This window comes from Pseudomonas sp. SF2 (genome assembly GCF_036858055.1).
In the GTDB taxonomy this organism is placed as follows: domain Bacteria; phylum Pseudomonadota; class Gammaproteobacteria; order Pseudomonadales; family Pseudomonadaceae; genus Aquipseudomonas.
Genome location: NZ_JAMBDI010000018.1, coordinates 154,562 through 175,425, shown reverse-complemented (window position 1 = coordinate 175,425; position 20,864 = coordinate 154,562). Strand labels below are relative to the sequence as shown.

The window sequence follows — 20,864 nt, the reverse complement described above, 5'->3', positions numbered from 1 at the left end:
CGCGCGAATGTCATCGTTTGGTTACATTACCGGCCAGGCCGCTGGCCAGGCTGGGTGCCAGTGGCAAGCCCGGCAGCAGCAGCGCCTGGTAGGCGTGGTAGAGGTCGGGCTTGCCTGGCCAGATGGTCGCGGCCGGGTGGTTGTGCGCATCGAGTTCGTGGTGCCAGCTGCCAGCGCCGTGGTCGATGAAATGGTTAGCGATGAAGTCCCAGCAACGACGGTACCACTGCTCGTAGTGCGCCTCGCCCGTGCGCTGCAACAGGGCTGCGGCGGCGGCGCAGGCTTCGGCATGCACCCAGTGCAGGCGTGCGCGCACCACCGGGCGATCGGCCCAGTCCAGGGTGTAGACGAAACCTGGCGCGCCATCGACGTTCCAGGCCAGCTGGCAGGCAGCGTCGAACAACGCGCGGGCGCTACCTGGCAGCCAGCCGGGTGCGTGCAGCCCGGCCCGTTCCAGGCTGGCCTCCAGGTGCAGCAGCAACCGCGCCCACTCCAGGGCATGCCCGGGCGTGGTGCCATAAGGCCGGAAGTGGTCGGCCGGGTGCGCCTGGTTGTAGTGCGGCAGTGGCTGCCAGAGGGCGTCGAAATGCTCGATGACCCGGTAGCCGTTGGCGGCGGCATGGGTGTGGATGATGCGTTCGGCGATACGCAAGCCGCGTTGCAGCCACAGGCTGTCGCCAGTGACATCCGCCAGGGCCAGGAAAGCCTCGACCGCATGCATGTTGCTGTTGGCGCCACGGTACGGCTCGGGCAACTGCCAGGTGCGGGAGAAGGCTTCCCGCAGGGCACCCTCCTCTTCACTCCAGAAATGCGCTTCAAGTACCTGCACCGCGTCTGCCAGCAGGGCTGTTGCATCCCCAGCACCGGCCATTACCGCCGAACTGGCAGCCAGGGCGACGAAGGCGTGCAGGTAAGCCGCCTTGCCACTGTCGTCATGGCCACCGGGGTGAGCGAACCAGCCGCCGTAGGTGGCATCCTGCAGCGCCCCGCGCAAGGCGGCCACACCGTGTTCGGCATAGGCCAGGCAACCGGGCACGCCCTGCAGGTGAGCCAGGGCGAAGCAGTGGGTCATGCGGGCGGTGTTCAGGGTTTCGGCGCGGGCACCAGGGGCAACCTGCCCCTTGGCATCCAGGTTGCCAAAACCGTCGGGCAGTTTCGCGGCCTTGGCGAAGGTCAGCAGGCGCTGCCCTTCGGCCATGCGCCAGGCGGTGTGGGCCGGGGCGTCGAACCAGCGGGTGGAAGGCAGGTTGGAGGTGTTCATGGGCCAGCTTGATCCTTGCCAGTCGTGTGCGAATTCTAGTGAGCGGGCCTGGATGGGAATGTCACCAAGGAAGGTGGATTTGTCACCAGCAAGTGACATTTGCGTTGCCTGTGCCGGCCTCTTCGCGGGTAAACCCGCTCCCACAAGTTTTTGCATTAGCCTCGGAATCTGTATGGACCTGTGAGGCCTCTGTGGGAGCGGGTTTACCCGCGAAGAGGCCGGCACAGGCAACACAACCCTTCAGTCCATGCTCCGCGGCAGATACAAGGTCACCCGCAACCCGCCCTCACGCAGGTTCAGCAAGCTCACCTCTCCCCCATGGCTATGGGCTATGTTGCGCGCGATCCCCAATCCCAGCCCGTACCCCTGCTGCTGCCCGGCCAGACGGAAGTGCGGCTCGAACACCTGCTCCATTTGCTGCTGCGGCACCCCCGGCCCCTGGTCATCCACCTGCAGCACGAACCCCTCGGCAGTGTCGATGATGCGCAGCCGCGCCCGCTCGCCGTACTTGATGGCGTTGTCGATCAGGTTGCCGATGCAGCGCCGCAACGCCAGCGGCTTGCCCGGGTACGGCGCCAGCGCCCGGCCTTCGAGCGTGATGCGGCCATCGCCCAGGTAAGGCTCGGCCAGGATTTCCAGCACCTGGTTGAGGTCGACCGGCTCGATGTTCTCGTGGATGTCGGTGTCCTTCACGCACTGCAACGCACCTTTGACCAGCAGCTCCAGCTCGTCCAGGTCCTGGCTGAACTTGGCCTGCAGGCGCTCGTCCTCCAGCAGCTCGACGCGCAGACGCAAGCGGGTGATCGGTGTGCGCAGGTCGTGGGAGATGGCACTGAACAGCTGGCTGCGCTCGGTCAGGTAGCGGCTGATGCGCTCGCGCATGCTGTTGAACGCGCGCCCCACCTCGACCACTTCACTGCCACCGCCTTCGGCCACTGGCGCCACATCAGCGCCCAGCGACATCTCCCGCGCAGCCCGCGCCAGGCGCTTGAGCGGCCAGCTCTGCCAGTGCACCAGCAAGCCGATGAACAACAGCAGCAACGCCGTGGTCAGCACGATGAAGCCTATCTGCTGGCGCGGCAGGCGCTCGGCTTCCAGGCTGGTGTAGGGCTCGGGCAGCAGCGAGGCGATGTACAGCCACTCGCCCTCGCCCAGGCGGATCTGCGTGACCAGCACCGGCGGGTTGAGCGGCTCCAGGGTCAGCGAGTAATGGGCCCAGGAACGTGGCAGCTCGTCGAGCTTGAGGCCACTGTTGAAGATGCGCAGGTCGTCTGGCGCGACGAACGCCACGGAAATTTCCATCTGCGAACCCAGGCGCTCATGCAGCACTTGCCGGAACACATCGATTACCGCCTGCTTGCGCGGGGTAACGGGCAATACCGGCATGTCCAGCGGCTTGGCATTGAGCGACACGAAGAAGCGCGTGCCGCCCATGCTGCGCAGCTGGTCGAGGACCATCGGCCGGTAGGCCACCGGCAGCGAGCGGAAGTAACTGACGCTGGCGCTCATCGAATGGGCCAGGCTGCTGGCGCTGGCACGCAGGCCCTGCAACTGGCTGGCGCGTAACTGGGCAACCCAGATGATGCTCGACAAACCCTGGGCCAGCAGCACTACCAGCAGGGTCAGCAGCAGCATGCGCCCCAGTAGCGAACGCGGCAGCAGGCGCCAGCGCCGTTCAGGGCGCACTGCAGACATGGGCAGCCAACAGGTAGCCGCTGCCGCGTACGGTGCGGATCAGCCGGGGTGGTTTGTCAGTATCGCGCAGACGCTGGCGCAGGCGGCTGACCGCCATGTCGACGATGCGGTCCAGCGGCATCGGCTCGCGGCCACGGGTGGCGTTGCCGATGGTGTCGCGATCGAGGATCTGCTGTGGGTGGTCGAGGAACAGCTTGAGCAGGGCGAAGTCGGCGCCGGAGAGAATCACCTCCTCACCGTCGCGATGGAACAGGCGGTGGCTGACCGTGTCCAGGCGCCAGTCGTCGAAGGCCAGCACCGCACTGCCCGGCGCCGCCTGGCCGAACTCGGCGCGGCGCAGCAGGGCCTTGATCCGCGCTTGCAGTTCGCGGGGGCTGAACGGCTTGCCCAGGTAGTCGTCGGCGCCCAGTTCCAGGCCAATGACCCGGTCGGTTTCGTCGGAGCTGGCGGTGAGCATGATGATCGGTACCCGTGCCTGGCGCGGGTGCTGGCGTACCCAGCGGCACAGGCTGAAACCGTCTTCGTCGGGCAGCATGACATCGAGGATGACCAGGTCGCAGGGGGTGGTTTCCAGGGCGCGGCGAAAGCCCTTGCCGTCGGCTTCGGCATGTACCTGGAAGCCGGAGCGGCTCAGGTAGGTTTGCAGCAGTTCGCGGATTTCCTGGTCGTCGTCGACCATCAGGATCGATTTTCCGGCAGTGCTCAAGGTGGTCCGTCCTCTTGTTAGTTACAGGTCTTTGTTGCCTGTTTTTTGGGGGCCGCTTTGCGGCCCCAGTCAGTGATCCAGCGCTTGCTGCAAGGCCACCCCGGCCCCCAGCAACCCGGAAAACTCCGCCGTCACCAGCCAAACGGGCACGCCAGCGAAATAGCCGCTCATGCAACCCTTGTCGGAAAAACTGGCGGCAAACCCGCTGCGCACGAACAGTTCGGCAAAGCGCGGGATCACGCCGCCGACAATATAGACCCCACCCCGTGCGCCCAGCGTCAGAACATTGTTACCCGCGACTCGGCCGAGGAACCGGCAGAACTGCTCGATCACCGCCAACGCCCTTGGCTCGCCGCCCAGCGCGGCATCGGTGATCTGCGCCGGGGTCTTGTGTCGGGGTGTGTCGCCGTCCAGCGCACAGATTGCCTGGTACAAACGCAGCAGGCCACCGCCACTGAGCACGGTCTCGGCGCTGACATGGCCGATCTGGTCATGAATCTGTTGGTGGATCGCAGCCTCGCGGGCATTGCCCACCGGCAGGTCGACGTGCCCGCCCTCCCCCGGCAGTGCCTGCCAGTGCTGTTCGCCCAGGCGCAGCAGCGCGCCCACGCCCAGCCCGGTGCCCGGGCCGATGACCAGGGCCGGCCGCGACAGGTCCGCCTGGCCCGGGCACACTTCGCGGAATTCGCCGGGGCGCAAGCGGGTCATGCCCAGCGCCATGGCGGTAAAATCGTTGATCAGCAGCAGCCGCTCGACCTGCAATGTCTGGCAGAAGGCCACGCGGCTCAGGCGCCAGTGGTTGTTGGTGAAGCGGAACTCATCGCCATCGACCGGCCCGGCCACCGCCAGGCACACCGCCGCCAGGCCGCCGCGGGCGATACCCTGGCCTTCCAGGTAGGCCTCGATGGCCTGTTCCGGGCAGGTGTAGTCAGCGGTGGCGAAGACCTTCACTTCATGCAGCTGGTTGTCACGCCACAACGCAAAACGGGCATTGGTGCCGCCGATGTCGCCAACCAGCAGGTCCTTCATTTAAGGTTCTCCAGGGCCGAGGTGAACGCACTGGCGCCCTGCTCTGCCGGGCTGAATGCCATGCGCATGAAGCCGAACAGCTCGCGCCCGCAACCCAGGTCGTTACCCTGGGGCGCTGGCGGCAGGTCGCGGCTGGCCAGTTCTTCGGCCGACACCATCACCCGCAGCGTGCCTTCGACACCATCGACCCGCACCATATCACCGTCACGCACCCGCGCCAGCGGCCCCCCGTCATAAGCCTCGGGGCAAACGTGAATGGCCGCCGGGATCTTGCCCGAAGCACCGGACATGCGCCCGTCGGTGACCAGCGCTACCTTGTAGCCACGATCCTGCAACACGCCGAGGAACGGCGTGAGCTTGTGCAGTTCCGGCATGCCGTTGCAGCGCGGGCCCTGGAAGCGCACCACGGCGACGAAATCACGCTCCAGCTCGCCGGCCTTGAATGCATCGGCCAGCGACTGCTGGTCGTGGAACACCCGCGCCGGGGCCTCGACCACCTGGTGCTCGGGGGCGACAGCGGACACCTTCATCACCCCTCGGCCAAGGTTGCCCTCCATCACCCGCAGGCCGCCTTCGGCCGAGAATGGCCGCGCCACCGGGCGCAGGATGCTTTCGTCCAGGCTGTGCTGCGGCCCTTCGCGCCACACCAGCTTGCCGTTATCGAGGAATGGCTCCTGGGTGTAGCGGCGCAGGCCATGGCCGGCCACGGTGTTGACGTCTTCGTGCAGCAGCCCGGCATCGAGCAGCTCGCGGATCAGGAAGGCCATGCCGCCCGCGGCCTGGAAGTGGTTGATGTCAGCCTTGCCGTTGGGGTAGACGTGGGACAGGGTCGGCACCACCTCGGACAGGTCAGCCATGTCCTGCCAGGTCAACTGGATACCCGCAGCCTGGGCAATCGCCGGGATGTGCAGGGTGTGGTTGGTCGAGCCGCCGGTGGCGTGCAGGGCAACGATGGAGTTGACCAGCGCCTTTTCGTCGACGATTTCACCCAGCGGCATGAAGCTGCCGCTGGCCTTGGTCATGCGCGTGACCTGCTGCGCAGCCTCGGCGGTGAGTGCGTCGCGCAGCGGTGTGTACGGGTTGACGAACGAGGCGCCCGGCAGGTGCAGGCCCATCACTTCCATCACCAGCTGGTTGGTGTTGGCAGTGCCGTAGAAAGTGCAGGTGCCCGGGCTGTGGTAGGACTTCATCTCCGACTCCAGCAGCTCTTCGCGGCTGGCCTTGCCCTCGGCGTAGCGTTGGCGCACATCGGCCTTCTGCTTGTTGGAAATGCCGGAGACCATCGGCCCGCCCGGGACGAAAATGGTCGGCAGGTGACCAAAGCGCAGTGCACCCATCATCAAACCAGGGACGATCTTGTCGCAGATCCCCAGCATCAGCGCGGCGTCGAACATGTTGTGCGACAGGGCCACGGCGGTAGACATGGCGATCACTTCGCGGCTGGCGATGGCCAGCTCCATGCCCGGCTCACCCTGAGTCACGCCGTCGCACATGGCCGGCACGCCACCGGCGAACTGGCCGACCGAGCCGACCTCGCGCAGGGCCTGCTTGATCTGCTCGGGGAAGTGCTGGTACGGCTGGTGCGCCGAAAGCATGTCGTTGTAGGCCGAGACGATGGCCACGTTGGCCGCGTTCATCAGGCGCAGGGTCTGCTTGTCGTCGCTGCCGCAACCGGCCACGCCGTGGGCGAAGTTGGCGCACTGCAGGCTGGCACGCATGGGGCCATCACTGGCCGCGCCGCGAATCAGCTGCAGGTAGCGTTCGCGGGTGGCACGGCTACGTTCGACCAGCCGCTGGGTGACCTCAAGGATGCGCGGATGCATGTACTGGACTCCAGGCTAATTGTAAGGGCGGTTTGCCGGGCATTTCCCCTCCAAACGATTGCGGCCTAGGCTCAAGGTAAAGGAGCCTGCTGCATCACTGGAGGAACGTCGCCCAACCACTCGTTGTATGTTTAAACAAAATACTGCCACTAAAAAGGCTTGTTTTCTATCGTCGAGTGAATAATCTTGTAATTCCAACAACAAAACCGTTTCAGTGAAGCTCCTTTTTGCCACAGGTTTCACTCGGACTGCCAGAGGTACTGCCATGACCCTACGCATCGCCATCAATGGATTCGGCCGCATCGGGCGCAACGTCCTGCGCGCACTGTATACCCAAGGCTACCGCCAGGACCTGCAGGTCGTCGCCATCAACGACCTGGGCGACAGCGCCATGAATGCCCACCTGCTCAAGTACGACAGCGTGCACGGCACCTTCGATGCCAGCGTCGAGGCCGACCACGAGAGCCTGACGGTCAATGGTGACCGTATCGCGGTCAGCGCCATCCGCAACCCGGCCGAACTGCCCTGGAAGGCCGAAGCGATCGACGTGGTGTTCGAATGCACCGGGCTGTTCACCGAGCGCGCCAAGGCCGCCGCACACCTGGCCGCGGGGGCTGGCAAGGTAATTGTCTCGGCACCGGCCAAAGGCGCCGATGCCACCGTGGTGTACGGGGTCAACCACGACATCCTGCGGGCCTCGCACCAGATCATTTCCAACGCCTCCTGCACCACCAACTGCCTGGCGCCGATTGCCCAGGTGCTGCATCGCGAGTTCGGCATCGAGCAAGGCCTGATGACCACCATCCACGCCTACACCAACGACCAGGTGCTGACCGATGTGTACCACAGCGACCCCTACCGTGCGCGCTCCGCGACCCAGTCGATGATCCCGAGCAAGACCGGCGCCGCCGAGGCCGTGGGCCTGGTGCTGCCGGAGCTGGCCGGCAAACTGACCGGCATGGCGGTACGGGTGCCGGTGATCAACGTGTCGTTGGTGGACCTCACCGTCAACCTCAAGCGCGAGGCCACGGCCGAGCAGGTCAACCAGCTGTTCCTCGAGGCCAGCAAGCATTCCAGGGTATTGGGCTACAACGCCTTGCCGCTGGTTTCCTGCGATTTCAACCACAACCCGCTGTCGTCGATCTTCGATGCCAACCATACCCGGGCCAACGGGCGCATGCTCAAGGTGCTGGCCTGGTATGACAACGAGTGGGGGTTCAGCAACCGGATGCTGGATAACTGTTTGGCGTTGTGCCGGGCCCGTTGAGCATGACATGGCATTTTTGCCGCCTGTGAGATCGAGCGCCGCGCGGGCGGCGCTCGATCTCACAGGCACTGATAATGCCGTGGCGAGCGCCTCTGCGCCCAATACTCACAATCTTTACCTTTTCCTAACATTTCCAGGCTTGACCTTCGAGATAGATGATAAGCATTATCATTAACCTTTCGTCGGCCAGGTCCCCCCGTGAGTCAGTCCCGGTTCAACTCTGTCTTCCTCGTCCAGCGCCTTACCCTGCTGCGCACTTTGCAGCGCATGGTGGGCAACCCCACCACGGCCGAGGACCTGCTGCAGGAAACCTACCTGCGGGTTTCCCGCGCCCTCGGTGAGCGGCCCATCGAACACATCGAACCGTTCGTGTTCCAGACCGCGCGCAACCTGGCCCTCGACCACCTGCGCGCGCGCCGGGTGCAATCGCGCATGCTGGTCGACGACGTGCCCGATGAGGTCCTGCACAGCGTGGCCGCGCCGGCCACCAGCAGCGAGGATGCCGCCCATGCCGAACGGTTGCTCAAGCAACTGAGCGTCAGCCTCAACCAGCTCAGCGAACGCCAGCAGCGCATCTTCATCCTCAGCCGCCTGCATGGCGCCACCTACCTGGAAATCGCCGAACAACTGAATGTTTCGCCCAGCACGGTACAGAAGGAACTGAAACTGATCATGGCGATCTGCATGGGTGTCGCCGACCGCCTCAAGTGAGGCTACGCAAAGCCCTTGCCACACCCCGCCTCAGCCTTGATCATTCGCAAAAAACCATTCAAGGACTCACCGTGACCGACAGCCCTGCCCCTCGCCCGTCACCCGCCGGGCCCAGCGCCCGTGCTCGTGCCATGGACGAGGCGCTGGACTGGCTGGTGCGCCTGCAATGCGCCGACGCCGAGGACACCCAGGCCTTCGAAGCCTGGCTAAGCGCTGCACCGGAAAATGCCGAGGCCTATGTCGAGGCAGAAGCCCTGTGGAACGGTGCGCCGCTGCACCAGGTGGCCGTGCAGATGCACCAGCAACAGCGCCGCTCGTGGCGCGGGCGCCTGCGCAGCCACTGGAAACCCCTGGCCACGGCGGCGCTGCTGCTGGTCGGGCTGTTCACCCTCGGCAACCTGCCCATGCGCCTGCAGGCTGACCACCTGACGGTGGTGGGCGAGCGCCAGCGCCTGCAGCTGGAAGACGGGGCGCAAGTGCTGCTCAACACCAATTCGGCGTTTGCCAGCGACCACCGTGACGGTCGCCAGATCGCCCGCCTGCTGCAGGGCGAGGCTTATTTCCAGGTCCCCGAGGGTGCGCTGCTGCCACTGGAAGTGCAGGCCGGGCCGCTGCGCGCGCAGGTGCGCGACACCGATTTTGCCGTGCGCTACCTCGACGGCGAGGCACAGGTGCGGGTACAGCGCGGCGATGTCGACCTGCAGGGCAGCCGCGACCAGCGCATTCGCCTGAGTGCCGGCGACAGCATCAGTGTTGGCCCACAGGGCTTTGGCCAGCGCCAGCGCCCCGACATGCACAAGGACCTGGCCTGGGTAGACGGCCGCCTGGTGTTCGAGAATTGCCCGTTGAGCCAGGTGCTGGCCGAGGTGCAGCGCTACTACCCGGGCTGGATCATCAACCGCAACGCACAGCTGGAAGACGTGGCGGTCACCGGCAACTACCGCCTCGACCAGCCACTGGAAACCCTGCGCGCGCTGGCCCACATCACCTCGGCACGGCTGCACGAGTACCCGGCGCTGGTCATCCTGAACTGATCCGCCAATCGATCTTCAGCAAAATCTGAAACCCGACACGGTCCCTGTGGGAGCGGGCGTGCCCGCTCCCACGGAAATCGCGATACAGATTGCCAGACCGCAATCCAACTTTTTTTACGCAGTCACGCTACCCCGCCCGTCTCGTTATAGCCAATGCAACTGATTCTCGTTTGAAAACGGGAACAGCCATCACCTATAACAGTCCGCGCGTCAGGGAGCGCTTCCGATGTCCACAGGTCCTACCCGCCCCTCCACCCTTCCCAGCCGTAGAGGGCAACCGTCCCTCCTGAGCCTTTCCCTACTGAACCTGGCCCTGCTCGCCAGCGGCGCCTGCAGCCTGCCGGCGCTGGCCGCCGAGCCGGCCCAGGCCAGCAGCCCGCGCATGGGCGACTACCGCTTCAGCATCGGCCAGCAGCCACTGGTTTCGGCCATCAATGCCTTCAGCCAGGTCACTGGCTGGCAAGTCGGTTTCAGCGCCGAGCTGGCCGACGGCGTGGCCTCACCAGGCGTGCAGGGCTCGCTACCGCCGGAAGCCGCGCTCAAGCGCCTGCTGCACGGTACCGGCCTGGGCTTTCGCAAGATCAGCAACGGCAATGTAGTGCTCGAACGCCAGGCCAGCGCCAATGTGGTCGCCCTGCAACAGGTCACGGTCAGCGCCACGCGCAGTGCCCAGGACGTCAGCCAGGTGCCGAGCACCGTCAGCGTGCAGACCCGCGAGGAACTGGACCGGCAGAACGTCAACAACATCCAGGACCTGGTGCGCTACGAGCCGGGTGTATCGGTGGCCGGCACCGGCCAGCGCAGCGGCCTGAACGGCTACAACATCCGGGGCATCGACGGCGAGCGCATTCTCACCCAGGTCGATGGCGTGTCGATCCCCGACAGCTTCTTCTTCGGCCCCTACGCCCAGACCCAGCGCAACTACGTGGACCCGGAGATCGTCAAGCGGGTGGAAATCCTCCGCGGCCCGGCCTCGGTGCTGTATGGCAGCAACGCCATCGGCGGGGCGGTGAGCTACTTCACCCTCGACCCGGATGACATCATCAAGCCCGGCAAGGATGCAGGTGCCCGCCTGAAGACCGGCTACAGCTCGGCCGACGAAAGCTGGCTGACCTCCGCCACCGTCGCCGGTCGCCAGGGCGACTTCGACGGCCTGTTGCACCTGAGCCAGCGCAACGGCCACGAAACCGAGACCCACGGCGGCCACGGCGGTGACGGGCTGTCCCGTACCGAAGCCAACCCGATGGACGTGCGTACTACAAACGTGCTGGCCAAGCTGGGCTGGAACTACGCCGACGACGCGCGCCTGGGCTTCACCTACGAACGCTACAAGGATGATCGCGACCAGAACATCCTCAGTGCGGTGGGCGGGCCGTTCATTCCCGGCCTTGGTGCCTCGGGTTACTACAAGGCGCGCAATGGCAACGACACCATCACCCGCGAACGCTTTGGCATCAACCATGAGTTCGGCCTGGATTCGCTGGTCGCCGACCATGTGAAGTGGAGCCTGAACTACCAGATCGCCAAGACCGACCAGCACACTGAGGAAGTCTACGCACCGCCCGGCCGTCAGGTGCTGCGTACCCGCGACACCACCTACAAGGACCGCCAGTGGGTATTCGACGCCCAGCTGGACAAGGCCTTCAGCCTCGGCGCCACCGACCACCTGCTGACCTACGGCACCACCTTCAAGCACGAAAAGGTCACCGGTTCGCGCAGCGGCACCGGCACCTGCCTGGCCGTTGGCTCAGGTTGCTCCGCCGCTGGCGCCGAGCGCCCGGCAGATGGCCAGGCCCTGGTCAGCGACTTCCCGGACCCGACCGTGAATACCTACAGCCTGTTCGTGCAGGATGAAATCCGCTGGAACAACTGGACCTTCATGCCTGGCGCTCGTTACGACTACACGCGCATGGAGCCCAGGTTCACCAAGGAATTCCTGCGAGGCCTGGAGTCCTCCGGCACCGCGCCCACCTCCCAGGACGACTCGGACAAGAAGTGGCACCGTATCTCGCCCAAGTTCGGCCTGACCTATGCCTTCAACGACAACTACACCTGGTATGGCCAGTACGCCGAAGGTTTCCGCACCCCGAGCGCCAAAGCCATGTACGGGAAGTTCGAGAACATCGAGCAAGGCTACCGCGTAGAAGGCAACCCGGGCCTCGAGCCCGAAAAGAGCAAAAGCTATGAAACCGGCCTGCGTGGCAACTTCGACGCCGGCAACTTCGACGTGGCGGTGTTCTACAACAAGTACCGCGACTTCATCGACGAGGACGCCGTAAAAAGCGCCAACCTGGAGCAAACCTTCAAGGCCAACAACATCAAGCACGCCACCATCAAGGGTGCCGAGGTCAAGGGCCGCCTGAACCTCGACCACTTTGGTGCGCCGCAGGGCCTGTATACCCAGGGCTCGATCGCCTACACCCATGGCCGCAACGATGACACCGGCGAGCCACTGAACAGCGTCAACCCGTTGAAGGGCGTGTTCGGCCTGGGTTACGAGCAACAGCACTACGGCGGCCTGCTGAGCTGGACACTGGTCAAGCGCAAGACCCGCGTCGACGACAGCACCTTCTACTCGCCCGACGGCTCGAGTTCCAAGTTCCGCACCCCGGGCTACGGGGTGCTGGACCTGACGGGTTACTACAAGGTCACCGACGACGTGACCATCAACGCCGGCCTGTACAACCTCACCGACAAGAAGTACTGGCAGTGGGATTCGGTACGCAGCTACGACGGCCAGGGTGAAGCGGCTGTGACCCAGCCCGCCAACATCGACCGCCTGACCATGCCGGGGCGCAACTTCGGCATCAATGTGGTTTGGGATATCTGACCTGGATTATCGCTGACAGGTTTGTTTCGTCAGTGCCGGCCTCTTCGCGGGTAAACCCGCTCCCACAGGGACATCACAGGCCCGAGGTCTGCGCAATACCTGTGGGAGCGGGTTCACCCGCGAAGAGGCCGTCACTACCAGCACAAATACCGGCTTTTTTTACTGTCCCGCCCCCGCTGTTTCGTCTTGTTTCCAGACGCCCCTTTTTTCAAGGACTGCCCCATGACCGACCGCCCAGCCCTGCGCTCTCAGCGCCTGAACCAGATCACCCACGCCCCGCACGCCGAACTGGATGCCCTGGTCAAATCCCACGCGCCCTTCGACAGCCGTGAAAGCTTCGCCCGCTTCGTGGTTGCCCAGTACCTGTTCCAGGCCGAGTTGCAGGCCCTGTACAACGACCCGCAACTGATCGCCATCGTCCCCGACCTGGCCGAGCGCTGCCGCGCCGAACAGGCACGCCTGGACCTCGCCGACCTCGACACCGAAGTACCGCCAGCCGTGCCGGGTGCCCTGCGCAACCCGAGCCTGGGCGAGGCAATGGGCTGGATCTTCGTCTCCGAAGGCTCCAAACTGGGCGCTGCGTTTCTGATCAAGCGTGCCGTGGCCCTGGAACTGTCCGACAGCTTCGGTGCCCGCCACCTGGGCGAACCGGCCGGTGGCCGTGCCGAAGGCTGGAAGCAGTTCACCCGCATTCTTGATGAACTGGCGCTGTCGGCCGAAGAGGAAGCCGCTGCCGAACGCGGCGCAGTCGCTGCCTTCGAGCGCTTCACCGAGCTGCTCAAGCACGCCTATGCTGCAGATGCCGCGCTGGTTTGACACACCGTACCCGGCCACCCTACCGGTGGCCGAACCGCTTTATGCAGTGAGACCATGACCCGACCCGCCCGCTCGAAACTCGCCCGCCTGCTGTATGCGATCCTGGCTTACGTGAGCCTGGGCGTGGGCCTGGTCGCGATCGTCATTCCCGGCCTGCCGACCACCGAATTCATCCTGCTGGCCGCCTGGGCGGCCACGCGCAGTTCGCCACGCCTGTCTGCCTGGCTGGAGAACCATCGGCTGTTCGGGCCGATCCTGCACAACTGGCGCAATGGCAAGGTGATCCAGCGCCGGGCCAAGGTCAGCGCAACCTTCAGCATGCTGCTGTGCGCGGGCCTGATGCTGACGTTCCTGGAACACCGCTGGCCGGTGTTCCTGGCCATCGCCGGCATGACCCTGGGCAACCTGTGGATCTGGTCACGCCCGGAGCACGCCGCCTGCCCTGCCCCGTCACAAGCTCAGCAGCCCTGAATACAGGGCATATGCCGCCAGCGCGGCGCCTGCCAGCACGGCGGCGAAAATCAGCTTTTCCCAGGTGGTGAACAAGGTTTTTCCCTGCTCATGCTTGGCCCTGGCGAACAGGATCACGCCCGGCGCGTACAGCAGCGCCGACAGCAGCAGGTACTTGAGCCCGCCGGCGTACAACAGCCACACGGCATACGCCAGGGCAACCAGCGCCACCAGCAGGTCCTTGCGGCGCAGGGCCGGCTGCCCGGTGTAGGTTTCTGCACGTAACGCCAACAGCACGGCATAGGCCGCCGACCACAGGTAGGGCACCAGGATCATCGACGAGGCCAGGTAGATCAGGCTGGTATAGGTACCGGCGGAAAACAGCGTGATCAGCAGAAAACCCTGGATCATGCAGTTGGTCAGCCACAGGGCGTTGGCCGGCACATGGTTGGCGTTTTCCTTGGCCAGGAAGCGCGGCATGGTCTTGTCCCGCGCCGTGGCGAAGAGGATCTCGGCGCACAGCAGCGCCCACGACAGCAGCGCGCCGAGCAGCGAAACCGCCAGGCCGATACTGATCAGCAAGGCACCCCAGGGCCCGACGATATGCTCCAGCACCGAGGCCAGCGACGGGTTCTGCAGCCCGGCCAGCTCCGGCTGGGTCATCACCCCCAGCGACAGCACGTTGACCAGTACCAGCAGCGCCAACACCCCCAGGAAACCGATCACTGTGGCCTTGCCCACATCCGAACGGCGCTGGGCGCGCCCGGAATACACGCTGGCGCCCTCGATGCCGATGAACACGAACACGGTCACCAGCATCATGTTGCGCACCTGCTCCAGCACGCTGCCGAACTGCGGGTTGCTCAGGCCCCAGATGTCACGGGTGAAGATATCGGCGCGGAAGGCGAATGCCGCTATCACCACGAAAATCAGTAACGGCACCACCTTGGCCACGGTGGTCACCTGGTTGATGAATGCCGCTTCCTTGATGCCGCGCAGCACCAGGAAATGCACCGCCCACAACAGCAGCGAGGCGCAGCCGATGGCGATTGGCGTGTTGCCTTCGCCGAACACCGGGAAGTAGAAGCCCAAGGTACTGAACAACAGCACGAAGTAGCCGACGTTGCCCAGCCAGGCACTGATCCAGTAGCCCCAGGCCGAAGAAAACCCCATGTACTCGCCAAAGCCGGCCTTGGCGTAGGCATACACCCCCGAATCCAGCTCCGGCTTGCGGTTGGCCAGGGTCTGGAACACGAAGGCCAGGGCCAGCATGCCGACCGCGGTGATACTCCAGCCGATCAGCACCGCCCCCACATCGGCACGCGCCGCCATGTTCTGCGGCAGCGAGAAGATCCCGCCACCAATCATCGAGCCGACCACCAACGCGATCAGCGCACCCAGGCGCAGCTTCTGTCCCGGTTCGCTCATGAGCCTTCCTTTTTTTTGCGCGCTGTCATGGGTTTGAAACAGCCATGCGCGCCATATACACGATGTTACTTATAAGGATCCTGATCGATGAAGCTATAGCACTAATAACTGCTTTGTCTATGCCACCCTTTGACAAAAAACTAGCAGCTCCCGAGCAACTAGAAAAGAACCTGATAAAACTCGAAATTCTTGTGAAAAATTTGCGAAAGCGGCAAAAGCGGCTAGCTTCAAGCATCGCAGGCTGAACAGAGCGTTTGCTCTAGAAGGACATGGAGGTGCCAGCGTGCAAGGCCTGCAGCAGAAGTTGTCGGCACTCTCCAGGAGCTTCGTGAAGGAATTTTCCTACTTCACGTCGCCATGAACTGACCCAAGTCAGCGAATGGCCGCGGCGTCGGATTTACTCTGTCGTCAACTTTCTCCTGGCAGGAGTTGTTAAATGTCTGATTCATCCGGAAAACTAAAACTCGGCGCGCTAGTTGCACTTGTCGTCGGCTCGATGATTGGTGGCGGGATCTTCTCGCTGCCGCAAAACATGGCTGCCAGCGCTGGGGTTGGCGCTGTACTGATCGGTTGGGCCATCACCGCGGTCGGCATGCTGACCCTGGCGTTCGTGTTCCAGACCCTGGCCAACCGCAAGCCTGACCTGGATGGCGGGGTGTATGCCTACGCCAAGGCCGGTTTCGGCGACTACATGGGCTTCTCCTCGGCCTGGGGCTACTGGATCAGTGCCTGGCTGGGCAACGTCGGCTACTTCGTGCTGCTCTTCAGCACCCTGGGCTACTTCTTCCCGATCTTCGGCGAAGGCAACACCCCGGCCGCCATCATTGGCGCGTCGGTGCTGCTGTGGGCCGTGCACTTCCTGGTGCTGCGCGGCATCAAGGAAGCGGCATTCATCAACCTGGTCACCACCGTGGCCAAAGTGGTGCCGCTGCTGCTGTTCGCCCTGATCTGCCTGTTCGCCTTCAAGCTCGACATCTTCACCGCCGACATCTGGGGGGTTGGCACGCCAGAGCTTGGCAGCGTGATGAACCAGGTGCGCAACATGATGCTGGTCACCGTATGGGTGTTCATCGGCATCGAGGGTGCGAGCATCTTCTCGTCGCGGGCGGAAAAACGCTCTGACGTGGGCAAGGCCACGGTCATCGGCTTCGTCACCGTGCTGCTGTTCCTGGTGCTGGTCAACGTGCTGTCGCTGGGCATCATGACCCAACCGGAACTGGCCAAGCTGCAGAACCCGTCGATGGCAGCCGTGCTGGAGCATGTGGTCGGCCACTGGGGCGCGGTGCTGATCAGCGTCGGCCTGATCATCTCGCTGCTCGGGGCACTGCTGTCGTGGGTGCTGCTGTGCGCCGAGATCATGTTCGCCGCCGCCAAGGACCACACCATGCCGGAGTTCCTGCGCCGCGAGAACGCCAACCAGGTACCGGCCAACGCCCTGTGGCTGACCAACGCCATGGTGCAGATCTTCCTGGTGATCACGCTGTTCTCCAACAGCACCTACCTGTCGCTGATCTACCTGGCCACATCGATGATCCTGGTGCCCTACCTGTGGTCGGCAGCCTATGCCGTGCTGCTGGCAGTGCGTAGCGAAACCTACGAACAGGCCCTGGCCGAACGCCAGAAGGACCTGGTGATCGGTGGCATCGCCCTGTTGTACGCCATCTGGCTGCTGTACGCCGGCGGCGTGAAATACCTGCTGCTCTCGGCCCTGCTCTACGCACCTGGCGCGATCCTGTTCGCCAAGGCCAAGCGTGAGGTTGGCCAACCTGTCTTCACCAACGTGGAAAAACTGATCTTCGCAGCCGTGGTCATCGGCGCCCTGGTGGCAGCCTTTGGCCTGTACGACGGCTTCCTGACCCTTTGACCCACGTCTTCGTTCAACTGGAGGAATGAAACCATGTCCGCTGAAAAACAGAAGTACGGTGTCCACTCCGAAGCCGGCAAACTGCGCAAAGTGATGGTTTGCTCGCCGGGCCTGGCGCACAAGCGCCTGACGCCAAGCAACTGTGACGAGCTGCTGTTCGACGATGTGATCTGGGTCGACCAGGCCAAGCGTGACCATTTCGACTTTGTCACCAAGATGCGCGAGCGCGGCGTGGATGTGCTGGAGATGCACAACCTGCTGACCGACATCGTCCAGCAACCCGAGGCACTGAAGTGGATCCTCGATCGCAAGATCACCTCCGACACCGTCGGTGTCGGCCTGACCAACGAAGTACGCAGCTGGCTCGAAGGCCTTGAGCCGCGCCACCTGGCCGAGTTCCTGATCGGCGGCGTCGCCGGGCAGGACCTGCCACAGAGCGAAGGCGCCGAGGTGGTCAAGATGTACAACGACTACCTGGGCCACTCCAGCTTCATCCTGCCACCGCTGCCCAACACCCAGTTCACCCGCGACACCACCTGCTGGATCTACGGCGGCGTCACGCTCAACCCGATGTACTGGCCGGCGCGACGCCAGGAAACCCTGCTGACCACCGCCATCTACAAGTTCCACCCACAGTTCACCAACGCCGACTTCCAGGTGTGGTATGGCGACCCGGACAAGGAACATGGCCAGTCCACCCTCGAGGGCGGCGATGTCATGCCGATCGGCAAGGGCATCGTGCTGATCGGCATGGGCGAACGCACCTCGCGTCAGGCTATCGGCCAACTTGCGCAGAACCTGTTCGCCAAGGGCGCCGTCAAGGAAGTGATCGTCGCCGGCCTGCCGAAATCGCGCGCCGCCATGCATCTGGATACCGTGTTCAGCTTCTGCGACCGCGACCTGGTCACGGTCTTCCCGGAAGTGGTCAAAGAGATCGTGCCGTTCATCATCCGTCCGGACGAAAGCAAGCCTTACGGCATGGACGTGCGCCGCATCAACAAGTCGTTCATCGAAGTGGTAGGCGAGCAACTGGGGGTCAAGCTGCGCGTGGTCGAGACCGGCGGCAACAGCTTCGCCGCCGAGCGCGAACAGTGGGATGACGGCAACAACGTGGTGGCCATCGAGCCGGGCGTGGTCATTGGCTACGACCGCAACACCTACACCAACACCCTGCTGCGCAAGGCCGGTATCGAGGTCATCACCATCAGCGCCGGCGAACTGGGCCGGGGCCGGGGCGGCGGCCACTGCATGACCTGCCCGATCGTGCGCGACCCGATCGACTACTAACGCCCATTACCCCCGGCCGCCCTCACAAAGCGGCGGCCGGTGTGTTCACCAAACTCAAGGAGAAAAGTCATGGCGTTCAATATTCACAACCGCAACCTGCTCAGCCTGGAACACCACAGCACCCGCGAGCTGCGCTACCTGCTGGACCTGTCCCGCGACCTCAAGCGCGCCAAGTACACCGGTACCGAGCAGCAGCACCTGAAGGGCAACAACATCGCGCTGATCTTCGAAAAAACCTCTACCCGTACCCGCTGCGCCTTCGAAGTGGCCGCCTATGACCAGGGCGCCAATGTCACCTACATCGACCCGACCTCCTCGCAGATCGGCCACAAGGAAAGCATGAAGGACACCGCCCGCGTGCTCGGGCGCATGTACGACGCCATCGAGTACCGTGGCTTCAAGCAGGAAATCGTCGAAGAGCTGGCCAAGTTCGCCGGCGTACCGGTGTTCAACGGCCTGACCGACGAATACCACCCCACCCAGATGATCGCCGACGTGCTGACCATGCGTGAACACAGCGACAAGCCGCTGCACGACATCAGCTACGCCTACCTGGGCGACGCCCGCAACAACATGGGCAACTCGCTGCTGCTGATCGGCGCCAAGCTCGGCATGGATGTGCGCATCGCCGCGCCCAAGGCACTGTGGCCGCATGACGACCTGGTCGAACGCTGCAAGAAATACGCGGAAGAAAGCGGCGCGCGCATCACCCTCACCGAAGACCCGCTTGCCGCGGTCAAGGGCGTGGACTTCGTGCACACCGACGTGTGGGTATCGATGGGTGAGCCGATCGAAGCCTGGGGTGAGCGCATCAAGCTGCTCAAGCCGTATCAGGTGAATGCGCAGCTGATGAAGTCCACCGGTAACCCACGGACCAAGTTCATGCACTGCCTGCCGGCGTTCCACAACTCCGAAACCAAGGTAGGCAAGCAGATCGCCGAACAGTACCCGGACCTGGCCAACGGTATCGAAGTGACCGACGACGTGTTCGAGTCGCCGGCCTGCATCGCCTTCGAGCAGGCGGAAAACCGCATGCACACGATCAAGGCGATCCTGGTGTCGACCCTGGCTGACCTGTAAAGGCTGACTCGGCAAGCCGGGCAACCCGGATCCCTGTGGGAGCGGGTTTACCCGCGAATGCGTCAGTAGCACCAGCCGCGTTGCATGGGCTGACGCTTTCGCGGGTAAACCCGCTCCCACAAGGGGCGGCGATACCGGTCGAGCGCAGCGCTCCCTTCTTTTCGTTAAAGGACATTCCCCATGCGTATCGTTGTTGCATTGGGCGGCAACGCCCTGCTGCGTCGCGGCGAGCCCATGACCGCTGACAACCAGCGCGCCAATATCCGCACCGCCACCGAACAGATCGCCAAGATCCACCCAGGCAACGAGCTGGTCATCGCCCACGGCAATGGCCCGCAGGTTGGCCTGCTATCGCTGCAGGGCCTGTCCTACAAGCCCGACGAGGCCTACCCGCTGGACGTGCTGGGTGCCGAGACCGAGGGCATGATCGGCTACATGATCGAACAGGAACTGGGCAACCTGCTGGCCTTTGAAGTGCCGTTCGCCACCCTGCTGACCCAGGTCGAAGTGGACGCCAACGACCCCGCCTTCAAGGACCCGACCAAGTTCATCGGCCCGGTCTACGGCAAGGAAGAAGCCGAGCGCCTGGCCAAGGAAAAGGGTTGGGTGGTCAAGCCCGACGGCGACAAGTACCGCCGCGTGGTGGCCAGCCCGAAACCCAAGCGCATCTTCGAGATCCGCCCGATCAAGTGGCTGCTGGAAAAGAGCAGCATCGTGATCTGCGCCGGCGGCGGCGGTATCCCCACCATGTATGATGAGAACCGCAAGCTCAAGGGCATCGAGGCGGTGATCGACAAGGACCTGTGCTCGGCCCTGCTGGCGGAGCAACTGGACGCCGACCTTCTGATAATCGCCACCGACGTCGATGCGGCCTACATTGACTGGGGCAAACCCACGCAGAAAGCCATCGCCCAGGCACACCCCGACGAACTCGAACGCCTCGGCTTCGCCGCCGGCTCCATGGGGCCGAAGGTGCAGGCCGCCTGCGACTTTGCCCGCAATACCGGCAAAGTGGCTGTCATCAGTTCGCTGGAGAACATCGAAGACATCGTCAAAGGCACCGCCGGCACACGCGTTTCCACCGCGAAGCCGGGGATCAGCTACCGTTGAATGCAGTGGGCGGGCGCCAGGCGCCCGCCATTTTCGACCTTCCAAAGGAGCTTGCCATGGCCCAGTACCAGCCCGGTCATGTACACATCGAGCGCACCGCGCTGAACAAGAACGACCACAGCTATGACCTGAACATCGAATACGAAGCCGCGTCGGATCCCAAGGAAGGCAGAGGTATCCAGTTCAAGATGCATGGCAGCATCGAAGGCAAGCCAGTCGAAGAAAAGTTCTTCCTGGCCAAGGATCAGGTGTTGCCCAGCTTCCTCATGCTGCTGACCCGCAAGGCGCAGTCGTACCTGACGCCACCGAAGAAATTCGAGAACCTGAGTTCGCCGCACAAGCTTTATGACCATATGTTCGCGGACATTCGCGAAAAGCTGGATGTGAAGTCGGGCGACCCGATCAAGCCTGAGCATCTGGAGTAATTCAGGAACCGGGGGCTGCTGCGCAGCCCATCGCGACACAAGGCCGCT

Annotated in this window: 17 protein-coding genes; 11 read left to right on the top strand and 6 right to left on the bottom strand. The window is 63.9% G+C overall.

Annotation, left to right across the window (positions count from 1 at the left end; genetic code table 11):
* Window positions 1-10: 10 nt before the first annotated feature.
* From M2S36_RS12390 to edd, 5 genes are all read right to left on the bottom strand, one after another.
* Window positions 11-1,261, bottom strand: coding sequence for a D-mannose isomerase (locus M2S36_RS12390; protein ID WP_333957217.1), 1,251 nt, complete (start codon window positions 1,259-1,261; stop codon window positions 11-13).
* Window positions 1,262-1,501: 240 nt separating this feature from the next.
* Window positions 1,502-2,956 carry an ATP-binding protein gene (locus M2S36_RS12385; protein WP_207835911.1) on the bottom strand — a complete coding sequence of 485 codons (1,455 nt, stop codon included), beginning with the start codon at window positions 2,954-2,956 and terminating at the stop codon, window positions 1,502-1,504.
* Window positions 2,937-3,662 (bottom strand): two-component system response regulator GltR, encoded by a 726-nt coding sequence (gene gltR, locus M2S36_RS12380; RefSeq protein ID WP_054573359.1) that lies wholly within the window; start codon window positions 3,660-3,662, stop codon window positions 2,937-2,939. Before gltR ends, M2S36_RS12385 begins: the two co-directional genes overlap by 20 nt.
* 69 nt (window positions 3,663-3,731) lie before the next feature.
* The gene (locus tag M2S36_RS12375; RefSeq protein ID WP_207835913.1) at window positions 3,732-4,691 is read right to left on the bottom strand and encodes a glucokinase; all 960 of its coding nucleotides are present in this window, start codon (window positions 4,689-4,691) and stop codon (window positions 3,732-3,734) included.
* Complete coding sequence (gene edd, locus M2S36_RS12370; protein ID WP_087502589.1) at window positions 4,688-6,514, bottom strand: phosphogluconate dehydratase; 1,827 nt, start codon at window positions 6,512-6,514, stop codon at window positions 4,688-4,690. Before edd ends, M2S36_RS12375 begins: the two co-directional genes overlap by 4 nt.
* A gap of 265 nt (window positions 6,515-6,779) precedes the next feature.
* Here edd and gap point away from each other — a divergent pair, with 265 nt between their 5' ends.
* The 6 genes from gap (at window position 6,780) to M2S36_RS12340 (ending at window position 13,643) form a co-directional block, all read left to right on the top strand.
* Window positions 6,780-7,781, top strand: a complete 1,002-nt coding sequence (gap, locus tag M2S36_RS12365; RefSeq protein ID WP_063911405.1) for a type I glyceraldehyde-3-phosphate dehydrogenase — start codon at window positions 6,780-6,782, stop codon at window positions 7,779-7,781.
* A 198-nt stretch (window positions 7,782-7,979) separates the two neighbouring features.
* A complete protein-coding gene (locus M2S36_RS12360; protein WP_207835917.1) occupies window positions 7,980-8,492 on the top strand; it encodes an RNA polymerase sigma factor in 513 nt (170 codons plus the stop codon).
* A 71-nt stretch (window positions 8,493-8,563) separates the two neighbouring features.
* Window positions 8,564-9,526: a FecR family protein gene (locus M2S36_RS12355; protein WP_207835929.1), complete on the top strand. Its 963-nt coding sequence runs from the start codon at window positions 8,564-8,566 to the stop codon at window positions 9,524-9,526.
* Between the two features lie 226 nt (window positions 9,527-9,752).
* The gene (locus M2S36_RS12350; RefSeq protein ID WP_333957216.1) at window positions 9,753-12,356 is read left to right on the top strand and encodes a TonB-dependent receptor; all 2,604 of its coding nucleotides are present in this window, start codon (window positions 9,753-9,755) and stop codon (window positions 12,354-12,356) included.
* A gap of 222 nt (window positions 12,357-12,578) precedes the next feature.
* Window positions 12,579-13,172, top strand: a complete 594-nt coding sequence (locus M2S36_RS12345; protein WP_207835947.1) for a biliverdin-producing heme oxygenase — start codon at window positions 12,579-12,581, stop codon at window positions 13,170-13,172.
* 54 nt (window positions 13,173-13,226) lie between these two features.
* Entirely contained in the window at window positions 13,227-13,643 is a 417-nt protein-coding gene (locus M2S36_RS12340) for a YbaN family protein (protein WP_063911400.1), read from the top strand.
* On the opposite strand, the gene arcD (M2S36_RS12335) is transcribed toward M2S36_RS12340, so the two are convergent.
* Complete coding sequence (gene arcD / locus M2S36_RS12335; protein ID WP_063911399.1) at window positions 13,623-15,050, bottom strand: arginine-ornithine antiporter; 1,428 nt, start codon at window positions 15,048-15,050, stop codon at window positions 13,623-13,625. The two genes, M2S36_RS12340 and arcD (M2S36_RS12335), sit on opposite strands and share 21 nt — an antisense overlap.
* A 436-nt stretch (window positions 15,051-15,486) precedes the next feature.
* Here arcD (M2S36_RS12335) and arcD (M2S36_RS12330) point away from each other — a divergent pair, with 436 nt between their 5' ends.
* The 5 genes from arcD (M2S36_RS12330) (at window position 15,487) to M2S36_RS12310 (ending at window position 20,816) form a co-directional block, all read left to right on the top strand.
* On the top strand, window positions 15,487-16,914 hold the full coding sequence (gene arcD / locus M2S36_RS12330; protein WP_207835966.1) for an arginine-ornithine antiporter: 1,428 nt from the start codon (window positions 15,487-15,489) through the stop codon (window positions 16,912-16,914).
* Window positions 16,915-16,947: 33 nt separating this feature from the next.
* A complete protein-coding gene (gene arcA, locus M2S36_RS12325; RefSeq protein WP_063911397.1) occupies window positions 16,948-18,201 on the top strand; it encodes an arginine deiminase in 1,254 nt (417 codons plus the stop codon).
* Between the two features lie 69 nt (window positions 18,202-18,270).
* Window positions 18,271-19,281, top strand: a complete 1,011-nt coding sequence (locus tag M2S36_RS12320) for an ornithine carbamoyltransferase (protein ID WP_063911396.1) — start codon at window positions 18,271-18,273, stop codon at window positions 19,279-19,281.
* A 180-nt stretch (window positions 19,282-19,461) separates the two neighbouring features.
* The gene (gene arcC / locus M2S36_RS12315) at window positions 19,462-20,391 is read left to right on the top strand and encodes a carbamate kinase (RefSeq protein ID WP_063911395.1); all 930 of its coding nucleotides are present in this window, start codon (window positions 19,462-19,464) and stop codon (window positions 20,389-20,391) included.
* A 56-nt stretch (window positions 20,392-20,447) separates the two neighbouring features.
* Window positions 20,448-20,816: a DUF5064 family protein gene (locus M2S36_RS12310; protein WP_063911394.1), complete on the top strand. Its 369-nt coding sequence runs from the start codon at window positions 20,448-20,450 to the stop codon at window positions 20,814-20,816.
* The last annotated feature ends 48 nt before the right edge of the window (window positions 20,817-20,864 follow it).